Consider the following 18,169-nt stretch of genomic DNA (forward strand, 5'->3'; position numbering starts at 1 on the left):
CCGGCTCAGCCCTCGTGCCTCAGATACAGCCGGGTGCCGCCGGACCGGAAGCCGACGCGTTCGTACACGCGGCGGGAGCCGTCCCCGGAGTACTCCAGCCACACCGTCCGGGCACCCCGGGCGAACAGGGTTTCGGCGAGGCTCACGGTGACCGCCCCGGCGATGCCACGGCCCCGGTACGCGGACAGGGTGCCGACGCCCGCCAGTTCCGCGGTGCCCTCGGCCGGTGCCGAGCACAGGGCGCCGCCCGCGCAGCCCCCGTCCTCGGCGCGGACGAACCGGACCGCCCCGCCGCCCTCCTCGGTGCGCCGCAACCGCGCCGCGCCCTCCGGGGACGGGGCCCACTCGCCGCCGAACGCCTCGGAGAGGGCCCTGTCGATCGCGCTGTAGTCCTCGTCGGTGACCGGTGCCTCGACGCGCACCCGGGCCCCCGGTCCGGGCGCGGCTCCCGGGGGAGTGAGCGCCGCGGGGGTGCAGACCAGGTACTCGTGCACCGCCTCCGTGGTGAATCCCGCGCGCCGGAGCGCCGGTTCGACCCCGGGGGCGGCGTCCGGGGCGAATTCGAGCCGCGGCATGAGGCCGCGGGCGCGGAACGCGGCGATCAGGTCCGCCACGTCCGTGTCGGTGGGCTCGGCGCCCGGGACGGGGGTGGCGTAGTTGACGTACGGGCTCGTGGTGGCCGGATCGAACCCCAGGACGAAGCCGCCCGCACGGCAGGCGTCGGGGCGGCGAAGGAGATGGGCCGCGGCAAAGCTCTGGACATCGGTGTGCACGCTGAGAAGTCCTCACGGTGAAAGCGGTCGTGCGTACGAGGGATCGCCTCGGTGAGCGAGGCGGCGGTGTGCTGGACACCGCGTCGTCGGGCCGCCGTGAGGAGGGCGTGGGAACGTACGGGCGCGCTGCCGCGGGGGCGACGGGCGCTCAGTTCCGACGGCGGCCGCTGCGGGACGCCAGAACCATGGACTTCGGTCCTTCGTGGAGAAGTGCGTGCGGTGGAGCTGCTGTTCGAGCTGGACGGATCCTGCCATCACCGGAACGGGGACGGCAAGCCCTTTGCCCGGTGCCGGGCCGGATCCCGCGGGTCAGCCGTGCCGGGTGTCGAGCCAGCCGAGGATCTCGGGGGTCACCTCGTCCGTGATGTCCGCGAACTCCTCGTGCTTCTTGAGGAACTTGGCGACGTACGGGCACACGGGCACGATCCGCTTGCCGAGCGCGCGCACATCCGTGAGGGCGTACTCGACCAGTTGACCGGCCAGGCCCTGCCCCGCGTGTGCGTCGTCGATCTCGGTGTGGAAGAAGACCCGTTGCCCGCCGCGGTCGCGGTAGGCGGTGAGGCCGGCGCGTTCGCCGCCGACCAGGATCTCGTATCGGTGCCGTGCGTCCACGCGCCGCACGGCCGGCGTGGGGGAGGACTGCTCCATGGTCGTCCTTTCGGTGGGGGGTCACCGGTGTCGCGGGGCGCGGGAGGATGCCGCCGAGGGCCCGCCACGCCCCGCACTCTATCCCCGTCACCGCAGGTCAGCGTCAGGAGCCCGGCTCCCGGGGGGAATCCGGTGGCGGCTCGGTGGCTCGGTGGCACGGCGGCGCGGCGCCTGGCTGCCGCCGGGACAGGCCGCCGACACGCCGGGACCGGCGCCCGTCGGTCCACCGCTCCGAGGGGCATCCGTGCTCGAATTATCCGTCATGCACCCATTGCGCCGCCGGACGGTCATGACGGCCCGTCACCGGGGTCCAGGTGCCGTACCGGCGCCAAGTCCTCCCGCTGTGACGGAATTTCTTCATCCATGTTTCATGAGCGTTTCAAGAACTTCGGTCCGCAATGTTGACTCGGCGATCAGACGCCCGCACATTACCTAGCGGTAGAACTCGTCAGTAGTACCGCAACTCCCTGCTCCACGGCCGTCGTTGTGCGCACCCCACGCAGCGCCCCGGCGACCGGCGATACCCCCTGCCCCGCACCCGTCGCCCAGAAGAGGGAGCACTCCTCATGCCCACCCCCGCCCTGCGCCGTACCGCCGCCGCGGCGTCCGCGCTCGCCGGCACACTGGCCCTCGGCCTCACCGCCGCACCCGCCCATGCCGCGACGCCCCTCAACTACGTCGCCCTCGGCGACAGTTACAGCGCGGGCTCGGGCGTCACACCCATCGACACCAGCATCTCCTCTGTCTGCGCTCCACCGCGAACTACCCGCACGACCTCGCTCGGTCGACGGGTGCCGCGCTGACGGACGTCACCTGCGGGGGCGCCGAGACCAAGGACTTCACCCAGTCCCAGTACCCGGGCGTGGCACCGCAGCTGGACGCGGTGAACGCGGACACCGACCTGGTGACGCTGACCATCGGCGGCAACGACAACAGCACCTTCGTGAGCGCCATCGTGGACTGCGGCACCGCCGGCGTGCTCAGTGCCGGCTTCGGCCACCCCTGCAAGGACAAGTACGGGACGTCCTTCGACGACGCGATCGACGCGAACACCTACCCCGCGCTGAAGAGCGCCCTGACCGCTCTGCGGGCCAAGGCGCCCAACGCCCGGGTGGCGGTGCTGGGTTACCCCTGGATCGTCCCCTCGGCCTTCGAGGCGTCCTGCTTCGTGAAGATGCCGATCGCCGCCGGTGACATCCCCTACCTGCGGGCGCTCCAGGCCCACCTCAACTCAGTCGTCCAGCGCGCCGCCCAGGAGACCGGCGCCACCTTCGTGGACTTCTCGCAGGTGTCCGACGGACACGACGCCTGCCGGCCCTCGGGCACCCGGTGGATCGAGCCGCTGCTGTTCGGTTCGAACATCGTGCCGGTCCACCCCAACGCGCTCGGCGAGCAGCGCATGGCCGAGCGCACGATGAGCGTCATGGGGCTCGGCTGACGAAGACCCGGATCAGGCGCGGGCGCCCCCGTCGACCCGTAGCACCGTGCCGGTCACGAAGGAGGACCGGTCGCTGAGGAGCCACGCGGCGGCCTCGGCGATCTCCTCCGGGGCGGCCACCCGGCCCAGCGGGACCGCCGCCGTGATCCGCTCCCGGACACCGGGCGACGCCGCCTCCCAGGTCCGGGTCATCTCCGTCAGCGTGAAGCCGGGCGCGATCGCGTTGACCCGGATGCCCTCCGGGCCGTAGGTCACGGCGGCCGACTCGGTGAGGCTGTTCACCGCCCGCTTCGCCGCGCCGTAGGCGGGCAGCTCGGGGTTCCCGCGCAGGCTGCCCACGGACGAGTTGTTGACGATGGCGCCGGTCCCGGAGGTCGCCCGGACGGCGGCGACCTCGGCGGCCATGGCCAGCCAGACGCCCTTCATGTTCACGGTGTAGATCTCGTCGAGATCGGCCTCGGGCAACTCGTCCATGGGGCCGGGCCGCTGGATCGTGGCACCGTTGTTGAACGCGACGTCGAGCCGGCCGAACCGCTCCACGGCACGGTCCACGGCGGCGCGCACACTCGCCCCGTCGGCCAGATCGCACACGACGTGCTCCGCGGTGCCGCCCGCCGCCCTGATCTCCTCGGCCACCGCCCTCAGCTGATCCTCCGTGCGGGCCGCGAGCAGCACCCGCGCGCCCTCCCGGGCGAACAGCCGCGCCGCCGCCGCGCCGATGCCGCGCCCGGCACCGGTGATGAAGGCGACCTTGCCGGCCGGCAGCCCGGCGGACGCGGGGTGAGGCGTACCGGTGTTCTGTGTGGTGTTCATGGCTGTGAGCCTCCGCCGCGCCCCGGTCCGTATCCAGGCACCGGCTGTACCTGGCTCGGCCGTCCGGCGGGCGCGCACACTGGAACGGTGGACAGAGCGGAACTGGGAGCCTTCCTGCGCAGCAGGCGCGAGCGGATCGGACCGGCCGACGTCGGACTGCCCCTCGGGCCGCGCCGTCGTACGCCGGGACTGCGGCGCGAGGAGGTGGCGGCGCTGGCGTTCATCTCCACCGAGTACTACGCCCGGCTCGAACAGGCCCGCGCCCCGCGCCCCTCGCGCGAGGTGCTGGCCGGGTTGTCCCGGGCACTGCGGTTGACCGACGCCGAACGCGATCATCTCCACCGGCTGGCCGGCGCCCCGCCGAGCACCGCGCCCGGACCCCCGCGCGAGGTCCGGCAGAGCGTCCTCGACCTGGTGCACCGGCTCCCGGGCGCTGCGGCCTTCGTCACCTCGGCCACCCTGGAGGTGCTCGCCTGGAACGACCTGGCGGCCGCCCTCATGGAGGACTTCTCGGCCCTGCCCCGCCGCGACCGCAACCTCGCCCGCCGGGCCTTCCTCGGACCGGGCGCCGAGGGCAGGGGGCTGTACGGGGTGTCCGACACCGCCGCGTTCGCGCGGCACGCCGCGAGCCGCCTGCGCACCGCCGCAGTCCGCTATCCGGACGACCCCGAGGTGTCCGGACTGATCCGCGAACTCCTGGACGGCAGCGCGGACTTCGCCCGCCTGTGGGCCGCCCGCGAGGTGGACGGCGGACCGACCGTGCGAAAGACCTTCCGGCACCCGCTGGTGGGACCGGTCGCCGTCAACTGCGACGCCCTCGAACTGACCGACCGCGACCAGCAGGTCGTCATCTACACGGCCGTCCCGGGCTCCTCCTCCGAGGAGGCCCTGCGGCTGCTGTCGGTCATCGGCACCCAGCGTATGACGACCCCCGGCTGAGCGGGTCGGGCGGGAGCGCGGCCGTCCGGCCGGGCCCTGGTGTTCGGATCATGACAGAGCGACGGGCCATCCCCGGCGGTTCGGTCGTCGAGGAGCAGATCGGTTACGCCCGTGCCGTGGTCGACGGAGACCAGGTGCATGTGTCCGGGACCACCGGGTTCGACTACAGCGCCATGACCATCTCGGACGACGTGGTGGAGCAGGCCGGGCAGTGCCTGTGCAACATCGGGGCCGCACTGGCCGAGGCGGGGTGCACGTTCGCCGATGTGGTGCGGGTGCGCTGTCTGCTGTCCGACCGTGCGGACTTCGAGCCCTGCTGGCCGGTGCTGCGCGCCTGTTTCGGCGAGGTCCGTCCGGCCGCCACCATGATGGAGTGCGGTCTCGCCGACCCGCGGATGAAGATCGAGATCGGGGTGTACGCCCGCCGCGCCGGCGGCTGAACCCGTACCGCGCCGCGCTACTTGGCCGGGCGCAGGAACGAACTCCAGCCGCCCGGCGGCTTCTCGCCGACCTCCAGGGTGCGCAGGCGCGCGAGGATCGCCGGGTCCTGGGCGTCGAGCCAGTCGACGAACTGCCGGAAGGAGACCAGCCGTACCTCCGGCCGCCCGGCGATCTGCCGCAGCGCCTCCTCGACCGCGTCCATGTAGATGCCGCCGTTCCACTGCTCGAAGTGGTTGCCGATGAACAGCGGAGCGCGGTTCGCCTCGTAGGCCCGGTCGAAGCCCGCCATGTACGCCTGGGAGGTCTGGGCGCGCCAGTAGGGGTAGTTGTACGAGGGGGCGCGCGTCGAGTTCAGGGACTGGTTGGCGAGCATGTTCCAGTCCATGGACAGCACCTCGAAGCTGCGTCCGGGGAACGGGATGCCCTGCAGCGGCAGATCCCACACGCCCTCCCGCTTCCTCGGCCAGCGCTGCACCCCGCCCGGCGAGGACGCGTCGTACCGCCAGCCCAGTTCGCGCGCGGTCGGCAGCAGGTTCTCCTGGCCGAGCAGACAGGGGGTGCGGCCGCCCACGAGTTCCTTGTCGTAGTCGAAGGGGAGCGGCGGCTCGTCGTGCCAACCGGTGTTGGTGCGCCAGGTCTTGACGAAGGTCCGGGCCTGTTCGATCTCCGAGCGCCACTGCGCCGGGGTCCAGTCGGCCACCGATCCGGAGCCCTCGCAGAAATGGCCGTTGAAGTGCGTGCCGATCTCGTGCCCGTCGAGCCAGGCCTGGCGTACGTACTTCAGGGTCTCCTTGATGTGCGCGTCGGTCAGATAGCCGATGTCCGAGGCGCCGACCGGGTTGTTCGGCGGCCGGTACAGCCGCTTCTTGTCCTCCGGCAGCAGATAGAGGCCGGACAGGAAGAAGGTCATACGGGCGTCGTGCTCGCGGGCGAGTTCCAGGAAGCGCGGGAAGAGCCCGGTGCCGAGTTCGCCCGCGCCGTCCCAGGAGAACACCACGAACTGCGGCGGGGTCTCGCCCGGTTCCAGCCGGGTGGGCGCGTCCGGCTGGTTCGGCTGGCGCCCGGTGTACGAGGTCGAGCCGTCGCCGATCAGCCGGGGCGCCTGCCGCCGGCCGCCGGGCCCGGACGAGCCGAGGCCCCGTCCGTCCCCGTCGCATCCGGTCAGCGCGGCGGCCGCCACGCCGAGACCGGCGCCGAGGCCCAGGCGCGCCGCACTCCGGCGGCTGATTCCACTCGACGCCACACCATCGCCTCCTCGACCGGGGCATTCGATTCGTCCGATGTGTCGCATCATATGAACGATAAGCATATAAACGGTGTTATTTGACGCGGCGTGGTGCGCAAAAGGACGGACACGAGCCCCGGTCCGTGGACGCAGGCCCCGGGACCGACGCCCGGGGGCCGGTCAGGTCGCGAGCCCCTCCTCGGCCGTTGCCGGCCCGACCGTGACACGCTGTACCGCCCGGCTCAGCACCAGCACGCCCGCGACGATCATGAGCGCCCCGCCCGCCTCCGGCGCCAGCCACCAGCCCGTGCGGACCCGCTCGTGGAACAGGGCGATGCCGAGGGCCAGGCTCACCACCGCGTCGCCGATGGTCAGTGCGGGCTGGGCCGCGGTCAGCGGGCCCGCCTGGAGCGCGTTCTCCAGGAACAGGACGGCGGCCACCCCGGCGAGCGCGAAGCCGTACGTCTGCCAGGACCGCAGGAACGCCAGGAACCCCTGGTCGGCGAAGGTGCTGGAGGCCGACTTCAGCAGCGCCGCGGTCAGCGCGTTGCCCGTGGCGGCGGCGGCCGCCAGCAGCGCGGCGCGCCGGACCGCCGGGCGTCCGGGGGTGGCGAGGAGCGCGGCACCGGCCATGGCGCCCACGCACAGGCACAGTGCCGGGATCCACCGGGCGAGCGGCGCCTGGCCGAGGGTGCCGTGCGGCGCGGCCGCGATCAGCAGCACGGCGAGTCCCACCACACAGCTCACGACGCCCCACCAGCCCGTACGGGGCAGCCGCCGGTGCATCAGCGGCGCGGCGACCAGCAGCGCGAAGGGCAGCTCCAGGACGAACAGCGGCTGGACCAGCGTCAGCGGTCCATTGACCAAGGCTAGGCTCTGGAACAGGGCCGCGCAGATCACACCGGCCATGCCGATCATCCAGAACGGCCGGCGCACCAGCTCCGCGAGCAGCCGGACGCCGCCGCGGCTGCTCGCGGAGGCGGCCTTGCGCTGGAACGCGGTGCCGGCGGCGTTGCTCGCCGCGCCCGCGACGGCGAACGCCGCCGCCAGTCCGATCACGGCAGTCCCTCCCGCCTGCGGTCATGTCGTCCCGAGGAGTCCTGCTCACAGCCTCTCCCAGGCTACGGAAGATCACCGCGCGGCGCGGGGCGGGAGAGCCGGTCGGGCCCGTCCGGTGCGCTCACCGGACGGGCCCGACCGCGGGGAGGAGTCAGGAGAGGGCGAGGTCGTCGGCGTAGACCGCGCCCTGGCCGTACCAGCCGTGCACGTACACGGTGACCGTGCCGGAGGAGCCGGTGGTGAACGGCACCGTCAGCTTCTGCCAGGAGGAGGACGAGGCCCAGGTGCTGGCCGTGGCGCCGCCGCTGACACCGAGGTAGGCGTACGGCCCCTGCACCCAGCCGCTGAGGGAGTAGGACGTGTTCGGCTTGAGGGTGAGGGTCTGGGCGCACTGGCCGGTCGCCGAGGAGGTCGGCGTGGTCTTCAGCGCGTGGCTGCCCCCGTGCGCCGGGGAGGAGACCACGGAGGCCCCGCTGTCGCAGGTCCAGGGCGACAGCGAACCGCTCTCGAAGTCGCCGTTGGAGAGGGCCGTCGGGGTGCCGCCGCCGGACCCGTTCACGGTCAGGTCGAAGGTGGAGCTGTGGGTGGCGGAGCCCGCCGTGCCGGTGACGGTCAGCGGGTAGGTGCCCGGCGCCGTGGAGGCGGCCGTCCGCACGGTGAGCGTGGAGCTGCCGCCCGCGGTGACCGAGGTGGGGCTCAGCGTCGCGGTCACCCCGCTCGGCGCCCCGCTGACCGTGAGGCCGACGGACTGGGCGCTGCCCGAGGTCACCGACGTCTTCACGGTCGCCGTCGTGGCGGCGCCGGGGTCGAGGGCGGCGCCGGCGGGGGAGAGGGAGACCGAGAAGTCGTTGGCCGGCGGGGTGGTCGTACCGCCCGAGAACGGTGCGAAGGTGTGCGTGAAGTACCAGGTGTCCTGGCTGATGCCCGAGCAGCTGTCGGAGCCGCCGGTGCCGGGGCAGCCGCCGTTGTCGCGCTGCAGCGCCCAGAAGGAGAGGGTGTTGATGCCCTTGGAGACCGCCCAGTTGTACACAGTCGTCGCGTCGGCGGTGGCGAAGGTCTCGGCCGCGCCGTAGTCGTCGATGCCGGGCATCTCGGTGACGCCGATCATGTTCCACAGCTGGCTGTCCGACAGGTTCGGGTACAGCGAGGCGAGCTGGTCGTGCAGCCCGCTCGCGGCCGTCTGGGTGTCGGTGGCCATGTGGTGGGTGGCGCCGTCGTAGTAGTCGAACGTCATGAGGTTGACGACGTCCACCTTGGCGCCCGCGTTCTTGGCGCTGCGCAGCACCGCGAGCCCGCTGCCGGCGAGCCCGCTCGTGGTGGTGGGCAGGGTGTACGAGAACTGCACCGAGCGCCCGTTGGCGGCGGCCCAGTCCTGGACCTTCTTGATCGCCTGGTTGCGGCGGTCGATGCCGGCCTGGTTGGTCAGCGAGTTGTCCTCGACGTCCATGTCGAGACGGGATACGTCGTACGTGGTGATGATCTTCTCGTATGCGGCCGCGATGGAGTCGACGTCGGTGCAGCTGTCGGCGATCTCGGTGCCTCCGTCGTCGGCGGCGTACCCGCCGAGCGAGGGGATGACGTCGCCGCCGCGCGAGCGGATGGTGCTGAAGTCGGAGCCGTAGACCGAGGAATCGACGGGGGTGCCGGTGTCGCCGTCCCAGTAGGGCGTGCAGGAGCCCTTCTTCTCGGTCTGGATGAAGGCCATGGTCAGGTACTTGGCGCCGGAGGACTGGGCGAGCGCGGCGGGGCTGTCGCCGTTGTACGCCTCGAAGTAAGGGGCGAAGACGTGCGCGGGCAGCGGTGTCGCCGCGTGCGCGGTGCCTCCGATCCCCAGGGCCAGCCCCGCGGACGCGGCCAGGGTGGCCACGCCGGTGAGCAGGGCGCGTACGGATCTCGGACGGGTCATCGGGTACTCCCGGTTGGCGAACGACAGTCGATCGAGCGGGGGTGGCGCACGGTAGGGCCCGGCCGGGGCTACTGGTCTAGGCCATAATTGGTCTGGACCAAACCCCGGTCAAGGTGCGGGAGCCGCCTTTTTGCGTGTTCATGAAGCAATCAACTGTTCGTCCGCGGACCGGAGCTGACCGGAGGTCAGGTCGCGCGGGTGCCGCCACCTCGGCGGATACGGCCCAGCAGATCCCGGTGGTAGGCGGCGAGCCGCCCCTCGGGTACGGGAGCCGGACTGCCGGTGAGGGTGTACCAGGTGTCGCCGCCGAAGTGCTGGACGGCGACGCGCGCGCTGCGGCCGTCGGACCGCAGGATCGTGGCCACGGTGAGATCACCTGTGATGATGCCGGCCTCGTCCGTCATCGCCCCGCCGGGTCCGGCGGTGACCCGGTCGACATAGCTGTTCACGCTCGGAGGGTTGCTCATGGGCCGCAGGGTTCCATCACGGCGGCCGCCGCACCGGGACCGGCCCTCACCCGCGCGTGTCCGGCCCCCGGCTCGCGCCCGTACCGGCCCGGGGAGCGGGGGAGCCGATGCCGCTGTGCCTCAGTCGACCGGCCAGGTGTGGACCGGGGCGTTGAGGTGCATGTAGTCGATGTACAGCTCGGTCATGCGCCGCAGCGCCTCGTGCCGGGAGCAGTGGGTGCTGTCGATGATGTGGTGGAACATCTCCTTCTGCCACACGGCGCCGTTGCGGGCCGCCACACAGCGCTGCTCGATGATGCCGAGCAGCGGCTCCCGCCACGCCGCGTCCATCCCCGAGCGCTCCAGCCCGCGGTGGGCGAGCGGCAGCAGCCGGCGCAGCACCAGTTCGGGCGCGGTGACCTCGCCGGCGCCCGGCCAGTACAGCAGTGCCTCCATGCCGTGGCGGGCGGCGCTGTGCAGGTTCTCCTCGGCGGCCTTGAAGGACATCCGTGACCACACCGGCCGGTCCTCCTCGACCAGCGCGCGGGTGAGCCCGTAATAGAGGGCGCCGTTGGCCAGGGTGTCGGCGACCGTCGGACCGGCGGGGAGCACCCGGTTCTCCACGCGGATGTGCGGCCGGTCGCGGGAGACGGCGTAGACGGGGCGGTTCCAGCGGTAGATCGTGCCGTTGTGCAGGGTGAGTTCACCGAGTTCGGGCACGTCGCCGCGGTCCAGCGTCTCCGCCGGGTCCTGGTCGTCGCACAGGGGGAGCAGGGCGGGGAAGTAGCGCACGTTCTCCTCGAACAGGTCGAAGACGCTGTTGATCCACCGTTCCCCGAACCACACCCGGGGCCGTACGCCCTGCACCTTGATCTCCTGCGGGCGGGTGTCCGTGGCCTGTTCGAACAGCGGGATGCGCGTCTCGTGCCACAGCTCCTTGCCGAACAGGAAGGGCGCGTTCGCCGCGAGCGCGACCTGGACGCCGGCGATGGCCTGCGCGGCGTTCCAGTAGTCGGCGAACTCCTCGGGGGAGACCTGGAGATGGAACTGGGTGCTGGTGCAGGCCGCCTCCGGGGTGATGCTGTCCGCGTAGGTGCGCAGCCGGTCGACGCCGTCCACCTCGATGCGAAGGTCCTCGCCCCGGGCCGCGAAGACCTGGTCGTTGAGCAGCCGGTAGCGGGGGTTCTCCGAGAGCGTCTCCTCGCCGATGTCCTCCTGCCGCAGCGTGGGCAGGATCCCGATCGTGATCAGCCGGGCGCCGACCGAGCGCGCGTGCTCGTCGGCGTGGTCGAGCGCGCCGCGGATCTCCGACTCCCAGGCGTCCGGGCCGCCCGCCGTCAGCCGTCTCGGCGGCACGTTGATCTCCAGGTTGAACCGGCCCAGCTCGGTGGACCACGCCGGGTCGGAGATCGCGTCGAGCACATCGCTGTTGCGCATGGCGGGCTCGGCGTCGTCGTCCACCAGGTTCAGCTCGATCTCCAGGCCCACCTGCGGGCGCTCGGAGTCGAACCGCGCCTCCCGGAGCATCTTCGCGAACGCGTCCAGGCACTCCTGCATCTTGACCCGGTACCGGCGGCGGTCCTCGCGGGTGAACACGAGCGCCGGGACGTCTCGCCCCATCGCGCCTCCAGGATTACCCCTCGTCGGACAGTCTCATCCCAATGTCGCACCATCGGTGGGGCGCCACCATGCGGCTGCGCGGGCCCCTGCCCCGCGCCGCCGGTGCCGCCGCCCGCGCCGGCGGCACCGGCTCCGGCGACCGAGGCCGTGCGCAGCCCGACTGCCGGGCCGGATGCCGGTGAGGAACGGGACCGGCGGGCACGGTGGGGGCGTCACCCGGTCGGTCCGTCTCCGTTGGCCTCCGGGCGAGCGGCGGCGCAAGGTCTGAACGAGATCTCCGATCGCCGCGGTCCGCCTCAGCGCGTCGCGGTGCGCCTCAGCACGCCCGTGGCACGCTCCTCCGTGCCGCAGCGCCCCAGACCGGCCCCCGCCGCAGCGTCGATGAATCGACGACGTATCGGCGGTGGGTCGACCCGGGGCGGGGAACGTCAATCCAATGCGCTCGGGTAGTTCCCCGCCCCGTCCTGCCTCCTCGCACCGTCCTGCCTCCCCGCGCCGGCGTGCCCGCGCACCCCGGGCGAGACCCTGAGTTCGGGGTTCCGGCGACGTCCTCGGACCACGGGCCGCCTCTTCGCCCAAATCACGCGCGTTCGAATCGCCGCCCCTTCCTCGTCGAGCCTGGCACCACCGGACAGCCCAGGTGCGGTGCCGAACCAGAGGAGGGACGCAGGGCACCACCATCATGGTCGAGGACGTCCAGCGGTTCATGGCCGTCCTCGTCCGCGTGATCGCCGCCGGCGGGGTGATCACCGCACTGCACTGGCTGATGCCGCTGCTGCTGCTCGCCGGCCTCGGGGCGGTGCTCTCGGCCCGCGTCGACTACGAGACCCACTACCTCGACCTCGCCGACCTCGCCGACCGCGACGTACAGGGCATCGTGCGCTGGTGGGCCGCGTACTCCCGGCACGGCGACGAAGTCCGCGCGAACGGGACGACCGGCTACCTCCTCCACTGGTACCGGGCGCTGTCCGAGCGGCGCGGCGAGATCCTCGCGGTCGCCGGCGAGAGCGGCTCGGGCAAGTCCACGCCGGCCAGGCTGATCACCGGCATCCTCCTGCGAGTCCGTCTGGTCGCGCACCACGCTCGTGCCGCGGAACTTCGTGTTCGCCGGACTCGTGGTCCTGGCCAAGGACCGCTGACGCGCCGCCGGGTCCCGCCAGGACTCCCTGGACAGCGGCCGGCCGATCACTTAGCCTTTCTGTCCAGAAATAGATTTTAAGGCCAAAGAGCCTCGGGGGAGGGGTCGGCGGATGGACGGCGGGGCGGCGGACGAGCATCTCGTCCAGGAGGCCGAGAAGATCGCCGTCGCACTGGGCCGGATGTTCCCGGGCCTGTGCGAGGTGGTCCTGCACGACCTGCGCGACCCGGATCGCTCGGTCCGGGCCATCGAGAACAACCTGTCGGGACGTCGGATCGGCGATCCCGCGACCGAGTTGGGCCTCAGCCGCATCGCCGATCCCGCCTTCCCCGATGTCGTCCAGAACTACCCCAACCGCTTCCCCGACGGCCGCCCCGTCAAGAGCACCTCCATCGGTGTCAGGAACGCGGAGGGGAGGTACATCGCGGCGATCTGCCTCAACCTCGACGTCTCCGTCCTGTCGCCCGTGACGCTCACCCTGGCGAACCTCGTGGCCACCGACGGCGGACACGGCGACACGCCCGTGGAGACACTGCGCGACCGCCACGCCCGCGAACTGCGCCGGGCGGTGGAGGAGTTCTCCGCCGAGCGCGGTGCCCCGCCCCGTTCGCTGAGCCGGGCGGACAGGAAGACGCTCGTGCAACAGCTCAGCCGGGACGGCTACTTCGAGTCCCGTGACGCCGGGCGGACCATCGCCGACCTCCTCGGTGTGTCCCGGGCGACCGTCTACAACTACGCGAGACCACCGTCGGAGTCCGTGACGAGCGGCGGGACGGCCCCCCGTCGTCCGGCCCGGCCCACCGCCGGCCCGTAGGCGGTAGGAGCACCAGCACCCGACGCACACCCCGGTACAGAAAGAGGACTCCGCCATGTCCCGCGCCGCCGACCTGCCCGTGACCCTCGACGACATCCGCGCCGCGGCCGCGCGCATCGAGGGCTTCACCCACCGCACCCCGGTCCTCACCTCGCGCACCCTCGACGAGCGGGTGGGCGCGCGGGTGTTCATCAAGTGCGAGAACCTCCAGCGGATGGGGGCCTTCAAGATCCGCGGTGCCTACAACGCCATCGCCAAACTCGCGCCCGAGGAGCGGGCCAAGGGCGTCGCCGCGTTCTCCTCCGGCAACCACGCCCAGGCCACCGCGCTCGCCGCCCGCGAGCTGGGCACCAGCGCCGTCATCCTGATGCCCGAGGACGCCCCGCGCTCCAAGATGGAGGCCACCGCCGGGTACGGCGCCGAGATCGTCACCTACGACCGGTACACCGAGGACCGCGTCGCGCTCGGCACGGCGCTCGCCGAGGAGCGGGGTCTGACCCTGATCCCGCCCTACGACCACCCGGACGTCATCGCGGGCCAGGGTACCGCCGCACTCGAACTCCTGGAGGAAACGGGCCCGTTGGACGCCCTGCTGGTGCCTGTCGGCGGCGGCGGGCTGATCGCGGGCAGCGCCGTCGCTGCCAAGGGGCTGCACCGGGACATCCGGGTCATCGGGGTGGAGCCGGAGGGCAGCGACGACACCAAGCGGTCCCTGGAGAGGGGCACCCGGGTGGCCGTACCGGTGCCGCGCACCGTCGCCGACGGCCAGGCGGTCGCCGTCCCGGGCGAGTTGACGTTCGCCGTCAACCGGCACCTGGTCGACTCCGTCGCGCTGGTCGGCGACGCCGAGATCATCGACGCCGTGCGGTTCGCCTTCGACCGGCTGAAGACCGTCTTCGAACCCAGCGGCGCCACCGGTCTGGCCGCCCTACTCGCCGGGCGCGCCGGCGACCTCCCGCCCCGCGTCGGCGTCATCGCCTCGGGCGGCAACATCGACAGCCGCCGCTTCACGGAGCTGCTCGGCGGCTGAGCGGGCGGGCGTTTCGCCGTCCGGTCGATTGTCAGTGCCCCCGCCTACGGTGTGATCAGTGAGGACCTGCGGGAACGGCCGCGGGTCCGCTGTGGGGAGGGGTGTGCCATGTCTGCGGTGTCCGCGGCGGAGACGACGTATCTGGAGCTGTCGCAGGAGGACGGGGGCGCGCACAAGTTCTACGAGGTGAGCGTCGACGGACCGGTGGTGACGGTGCGGTACGGCCGGATCGGTGCCGGTGGGCAGACGCAGACCAGCACGTTCCCGACCGTGGAGAAGGCGCGGGCCGCGGCGGCGAAGAAGGTGGGGGAGAAGGTCCGCAAGGGGTACGCCCCGGCGGTGCAGGGCGGGCGCGCGCCGCGGCCGGTGACCCGGCGTCAGGTCAGCTCGGCCCCGTCGACCGCCCGCGCCGTGGCACCGGTGCTGTGGCGGTTCCGGACCGGCTCGGCGGCGTTCGGCATCCATGTGGACGACGACCACTGCTGGGTCGGCAACCAGGCGGGCGACGTCTACACCCTGGACCACGAGGGCGCCGTACTGGCCCGTTTCGGGCTGCCGGACGGAGTGAAGTGCCTGGTAGCCGACGACTTCTGGATCTACGCGGGCTGCGACGACGGCAAGGTGTACGACCTCTCCTCCAAAGTGCCCTTCGCCGCGTACGACATCAACGCCGACGTCGACATCTTCTGGCTGGACATCCACGAGGGCGTGCTCGACGTCTCCGACCGCGCGGGCCGGCTCACCGTCATCGACCACGAGGACGAGCACCAGTGGGCCCGCCGCAGCCAGGGCGAGCACGCCTGGATGGTGCGCGCCGACGACCGCGCCGTCTACCACGGCCACCACCAGGGCGTCACCGCCTACCGGCCGGACGGCGGCGGCGAGCTGTGGCACACCCGCACCCGCGGCGGGGTGCTGTTCGGCTGGCAGGAGGACGACGCGGTGTACGCGGGCACCGGGCACCGGGTGGTGCAGCGGCTGGCGAAGGCGACCGGCGCGATCGAGGCGACGTACGCCTGCGACAGCGCGGTGTACTCCTGCGCCACCTCGCCGGGCGGCCGCTTCGTGTTCGCCGGGGACGCGGCCTCGTCCGTCTACTGCTTCGACCGCGACGGCACCCGGCTGTGGAAGCTCGGCACGGGCGGTGGCTCGGCGCTGTCGATGCAGTACCGCGACGAGCGGCTGTACCTGGTGACCACGGACGGCTCCCTGGTGTGCGTGGACGCGAGCGAGGCCGCCATCGGCGCGGCACAGCAGGGCTCGGTGCCGGTCGTCCGCGATGTCAAGCTCGCCGCCGCCCTTCCCGCGTACGCCCCGGCCACCGCCGTCGAGGCCGTCGCCACCGTGGCCCAGGCCCCGACCGGCTCGGTCGTCGTCGAGTGCGTCCAGGAAGCCGGCCGCCTGAGGGTCCACGTCATCTCCGGCGGCTACGACTCCTCCTGGAACGTCCAGTTCCCCCGTGCGATACGCGTCCCGGGCGCCCGTTACGTCGTGGACGCCCTGCACCCGGCGGCGGGCGGCTTCTACCGGGTGCGGGGAGACATCCGGCGGCTGGTGTGAGGGGGAGGAGGAGTGCGGGGGGCGATTGCCGCCGGCCGGAACCGCCGCCCCCGCGGACGTGACCGCTCAGCCCGGCACGCCCTCCGCCACCACCTCCCGCGCCACCGCCAGCGCGGCGTCCCGGTCCGCCGGGACCAGGCCGATGCGGGTGCGGCGGTCCAGGAGGTCGGATTCGTCGAGGGCGCCCTCGTGGCGGGTGGCCCAGAGGAGTTCGGCGCGGGTCACGGGATGGCCGGGGAGGACCGGTTCGGCGAGCGAGGGGTGGTCCGCGGTGAGGGCGTGGACGGCGAGGGCCTCCGTGCCGTAGCGGCGGACCAGACGGTTCGGCACCGGCAGGGACCGCAGCCGTTCGGGCGCGGCGGCGCCGACCAGCGGCAGGCCCGCGGTGGGCGACGGGGGCACGGAGAGCCCTCGGGCCGCGGCGGCCGCGTCCACGGCGTCCTGGGCCATCCGGCGGTAGGTGGTGAGCTTGCCGCCGACCACCGTGGTCACCCCGTCCGCCGAGGTCAGCACCGCGTGCCGGCGCGAGATGTCGGAGGTGCGGGTCCCCGCGCCGCCGCCCGATATGTCGAGCAGGGGCCGCAGCCCGGCGAAGGCGCCGACGACCTCGTCCCGGGCGACGGGCACGTCCAGGGCCGAGCCCAGCACGTCCAGCAGGAAGCCGATGTCCGTCTCGGGTACCTCCGGCACATCGGGGACGCCCCCTTCGACCGGCTCGTCGGTGAGGCCGACGTACACCCGGCCGTCCCCCTGGGGCAGCACCAGCACGAAGCGGTTGGTCTCGCCGGGGATCGGGATGTGCAGACCGGCCGGCAGATCGCCGAGCCGCTCCGAGCGCAGCACCAGATGGGTGCCGCGCGAGGGCCGGATCCGGATCCCGTCGACCAGACCGCCCGCCCACACCCCGGTGGCGTTGATCACCGCGCGGGCCCTGATCTCGCCCTCCTCGCCGGTGAGTTCGTCACGGACCCGGGCGCCGCCGCCGGTCAGCTCCAGCACCCGGACCCGGGTGAGCACCCGCGCCCCGTGCGCCGCCGCCGTACGGGCCAGCGCGGTGACCAGACGGGCGTCGTCGGTGACCCGCCCGTCCCAGGACAGCAGCCCGCCGCGCAAGCCGGCCCCCCGCACCGCCGGCGCCAGGTGCCGGGCCTCCGTCGCCGACAGCCGGCGCGGCGCGGGCAGCACCTGGCGCGGGGTGCGCGCGGCCAGCCGCAGCATGTCCCCGGCCCGCAACCCGGCCCAGGCGATGGAAGCCTGAGCCGTCGACACCATCGGCGTCAGCGGCAGCACGAACGGCTGCGCGCAGACCAGATGCGGGGCGGTGCGGGTCATCAGCACCCCCCGCTCCACCGCGCTCTCGTGCGCGACCTCGAACTGCGCGGACGCCAGATAGCGCAGCCCGCCGTGGATCAGCTTGGAACTCCAGCGCGAGGTGCCGAAGGCCAGGTCCTGGGCGTCCACCGCGACGACGTCCAGACCGCGGGCCGCCGCGTCCAGGGCGACCCCGGCCCCGGTGGCGCCGAGCCCGACGACCAGCACGTCGGCCACCCGCCCCTGCGCCGCCTCGGTCAGTTCCCGGGTGCGCCGGGCAGCGCTGAGGGACGAGCCGGGTATCGCCTCGGTGTGACTCATGGCCTGAGGATCCTCTCCAGGAGGGTGCGCAGCTCGCCGAGGAAGGCGGCGGAGTCCAGCTCCGGATCGTCCTCGTCGGCCATCGTGCGCAGGGACAGGGTGAAGGACTGCACCGTCAGCAGCAGGGCACGCGCCTGCCGTTCGGTGTGTGCGGGACGCACGGAGCCGTCCTCGTGGCCCTCGCGCAGGCCCTCCGTCAGCAGCGCGAGCAGCGCCAGCTGGCTCGCGCCGCGCCGGTCGAGCACATAGGGGAGCAGCAGCTCCGGATCGACGTCGACGATCTTGCGGAACAGCGGGTGCGCCCGGAACGCCTCGACGCCCGCCACCAGCCCCTCCACCATCCGGGTACGCGTGTCGAGACCGGGCGCGGGCGCGGGGATCGCCCGGGTGGCCACGTCGATCCACTCACGGGTCATCAGATCGCCCACCAGTGTCCGCAGGTCCGGCCAGCGCCGGTACAGGGTCATCCGGGAGACACCGGCGCGGCGGGCCACGTCGGCGAGGGTCGTGCGGCGCACCCCGACGGCCAGCACGCAGTCGCGCACCGCGTCCAGGATCGGATCGCTCTCCGTGTCTTCCGCACCGTTGTGACGAATAGGCGTCATGTGTAACAGTGTAACGCCCCGGGTCGGGCAGAACCAGCGGACCGTCGCCGTACGGCCCGCCGGACACCGCCCGGACCGAGCA

16 protein-coding genes and 2 pseudogenes are annotated in these 18,169 nt (G+C 72.7%); 8 read left to right on the top strand and 10 right to left on the bottom strand.

Translation table 11 applies throughout. The annotated features are described in order from the left end of the window. Positions 1 to 5 precede the first annotated feature (5 nt). Together VT52_RS06115 and VT52_RS06120 are read right to left on the bottom strand one after the other, a co-directional pair. Positions 6 to 773, bottom strand: coding sequence for a GNAT family N-acetyltransferase (locus tag VT52_RS06115; RefSeq protein ID WP_046423766.1), 768 nt, complete (start codon positions 771 to 773; stop codon positions 6 to 8). A 309-nt stretch (positions 774 to 1,082) separates the two neighbouring features. Beyond that, entirely contained in the window at positions 1,083 to 1,421 is a 339-nt protein-coding gene (locus VT52_RS06120) for a GNAT family N-acetyltransferase (protein ID WP_046423767.1), read from the bottom strand. 566 nt (positions 1,422 to 1,987) lie between these two features. On the opposite strand from VT52_RS06120, the pseudogene VT52_RS06125 reads away from it, so the two are divergent. Further along, positions 1,988 to 2,859: pseudogene (locus VT52_RS06125) on the top strand (SGNH/GDSL hydrolase family protein). 12 nt (positions 2,860 to 2,871) lie between these two features. On the opposite strand, the gene VT52_RS06130 reads toward VT52_RS06125, so the two are convergent. After that, the gene (locus tag VT52_RS06130) at positions 2,872 to 3,672 is read right to left on the bottom strand and encodes an SDR family NAD(P)-dependent oxidoreductase (protein WP_046423769.1); all 801 of its coding nucleotides are present in this window, start codon (positions 3,670 to 3,672) and stop codon (positions 2,872 to 2,874) included. A gap of 87 nt (positions 3,673 to 3,759) precedes the next feature. Between VT52_RS06130 and VT52_RS06135 the strand changes: the two genes are divergently transcribed. Both VT52_RS06135 and VT52_RS06140 read left to right on the top strand, forming a co-directional pair. Continuing rightward, positions 3,760 to 4,611 (top strand): helix-turn-helix transcriptional regulator, encoded by an 852-nt coding sequence (locus VT52_RS06135; RefSeq protein ID WP_046423771.1) that lies wholly within the window; start codon positions 3,760 to 3,762, stop codon positions 4,609 to 4,611. A gap of 50 nt (positions 4,612 to 4,661) precedes the next feature. Beyond that, positions 4,662 to 5,051 (top strand): RidA family protein, encoded by a 390-nt coding sequence (locus VT52_RS06140; protein WP_046423773.1) that lies wholly within the window; start codon positions 4,662 to 4,664, stop codon positions 5,049 to 5,051. Positions 5,052 to 5,068: 17 nt separating this feature from the next. Here the strand turns inward: VT52_RS06140 and VT52_RS06145 are convergent, their stop codons facing one another. The 5 genes from VT52_RS06145 to VT52_RS06165 form a co-directional block, all read right to left on the bottom strand. After that, a complete protein-coding gene (locus VT52_RS06145) occupies positions 5,069 to 6,343 on the bottom strand; it encodes a polysaccharide deacetylase family protein (protein ID WP_420856261.1) in 1,275 nt (424 codons plus the stop codon). Between the two features lie 114 nt (positions 6,344 to 6,457). Then, the gene (locus VT52_RS06150; protein WP_046423775.1) at positions 6,458 to 7,336 is read right to left on the bottom strand and encodes a DMT family transporter; all 879 of its coding nucleotides are present in this window, start codon (positions 7,334 to 7,336) and stop codon (positions 6,458 to 6,460) included. Positions 7,337 to 7,487: 151 nt separating this feature from the next. Then, positions 7,488 to 9,242 carry a carbohydrate binding domain-containing protein gene (locus tag VT52_RS06155; protein ID WP_046423777.1) on the bottom strand — a complete coding sequence of 585 codons (1,755 nt, stop codon included), beginning with the start codon at positions 9,240 to 9,242 and terminating at the stop codon, positions 7,488 to 7,490. A 185-nt stretch (positions 9,243 to 9,427) separates the two neighbouring features. Then, positions 9,428 to 9,709 (bottom strand): hypothetical protein, encoded by a 282-nt coding sequence (locus VT52_RS06160; protein WP_046423780.1) that lies wholly within the window; start codon positions 9,707 to 9,709, stop codon positions 9,428 to 9,430. 120 nt (positions 9,710 to 9,829) lie between these two features. After that, positions 9,830 to 11,308: a glutamate-cysteine ligase family protein gene (locus VT52_RS06165; RefSeq protein ID WP_046423782.1), complete on the bottom strand. Its 1,479-nt coding sequence runs from the start codon at positions 11,306 to 11,308 to the stop codon at positions 9,830 to 9,832. 41 nt (positions 11,309 to 11,349) lie between these two features. Between VT52_RS06165 and VT52_RS37820 the strand changes: the two genes are divergently transcribed. The 5 genes and pseudogenes from VT52_RS37820 to VT52_RS06185 all read left to right on the top strand — a co-directional run bounded on the left by VT52_RS37820 (position 11,350) and on the right by VT52_RS06185 (position 15,850). Further along, positions 11,350 to 11,490 (top strand): hypothetical protein, encoded by a 141-nt coding sequence (locus VT52_RS37820; RefSeq protein WP_167377659.1) that lies wholly within the window; start codon positions 11,350 to 11,352, stop codon positions 11,488 to 11,490. A 479-nt stretch (positions 11,491 to 11,969) separates the two neighbouring features. After that, positions 11,970 to 12,284, top strand: a pseudogene (locus VT52_RS35305) (ABC transporter ATP-binding protein); the annotation flags it as partial. 274 nt (positions 12,285 to 12,558) lie between these two features. Continuing rightward, complete coding sequence (locus VT52_RS06175) at positions 12,559 to 13,260, top strand: helix-turn-helix transcriptional regulator (protein WP_079174866.1); 702 nt, start codon at positions 12,559 to 12,561, stop codon at positions 13,258 to 13,260. 55 nt (positions 13,261 to 13,315) lie between these two features. Next, positions 13,316 to 14,290 (top strand): pyridoxal-phosphate dependent enzyme, encoded by a 975-nt coding sequence (locus VT52_RS06180; protein WP_046423786.1) that lies wholly within the window; start codon positions 13,316 to 13,318, stop codon positions 14,288 to 14,290. 108 nt (positions 14,291 to 14,398) lie between these two features. Beyond that, positions 14,399 to 15,850 (top strand): WGR domain-containing protein, encoded by a 1,452-nt coding sequence (locus VT52_RS06185; RefSeq protein WP_046423788.1) that lies wholly within the window; start codon positions 14,399 to 14,401, stop codon positions 15,848 to 15,850. Between the two features lie 66 nt (positions 15,851 to 15,916). Here VT52_RS06185 and VT52_RS06190 read toward each other — a convergent pair whose 3' ends face one another. Both VT52_RS06190 and VT52_RS06195 read right to left on the bottom strand, forming a co-directional pair. Next, the gene (locus tag VT52_RS06190) at positions 15,917 to 17,482 is read right to left on the bottom strand and encodes a glycerol-3-phosphate dehydrogenase/oxidase (RefSeq protein WP_046423790.1); all 1,566 of its coding nucleotides are present in this window, start codon (positions 17,480 to 17,482) and stop codon (positions 15,917 to 15,919) included. Beyond that, positions 17,479 to 18,087: a TetR/AcrR family transcriptional regulator gene (locus VT52_RS06195; RefSeq protein WP_046423792.1), complete on the bottom strand. Its 609-nt coding sequence runs from the start codon at positions 18,085 to 18,087 to the stop codon at positions 17,479 to 17,481. The genes VT52_RS06190 and VT52_RS06195 overlap by 4 nt, the downstream gene beginning before the upstream one ends. Between the last annotated feature and the right edge of the window lie 82 nt (positions 18,088 to 18,169).

The organism is Streptomyces malaysiense, from assembly GCF_000980885.2.
In the GTDB taxonomy this organism is placed as follows: domain Bacteria; phylum Actinomycetota; class Actinomycetes; order Streptomycetales; family Streptomycetaceae; genus Streptomyces; species Streptomyces malaysiense.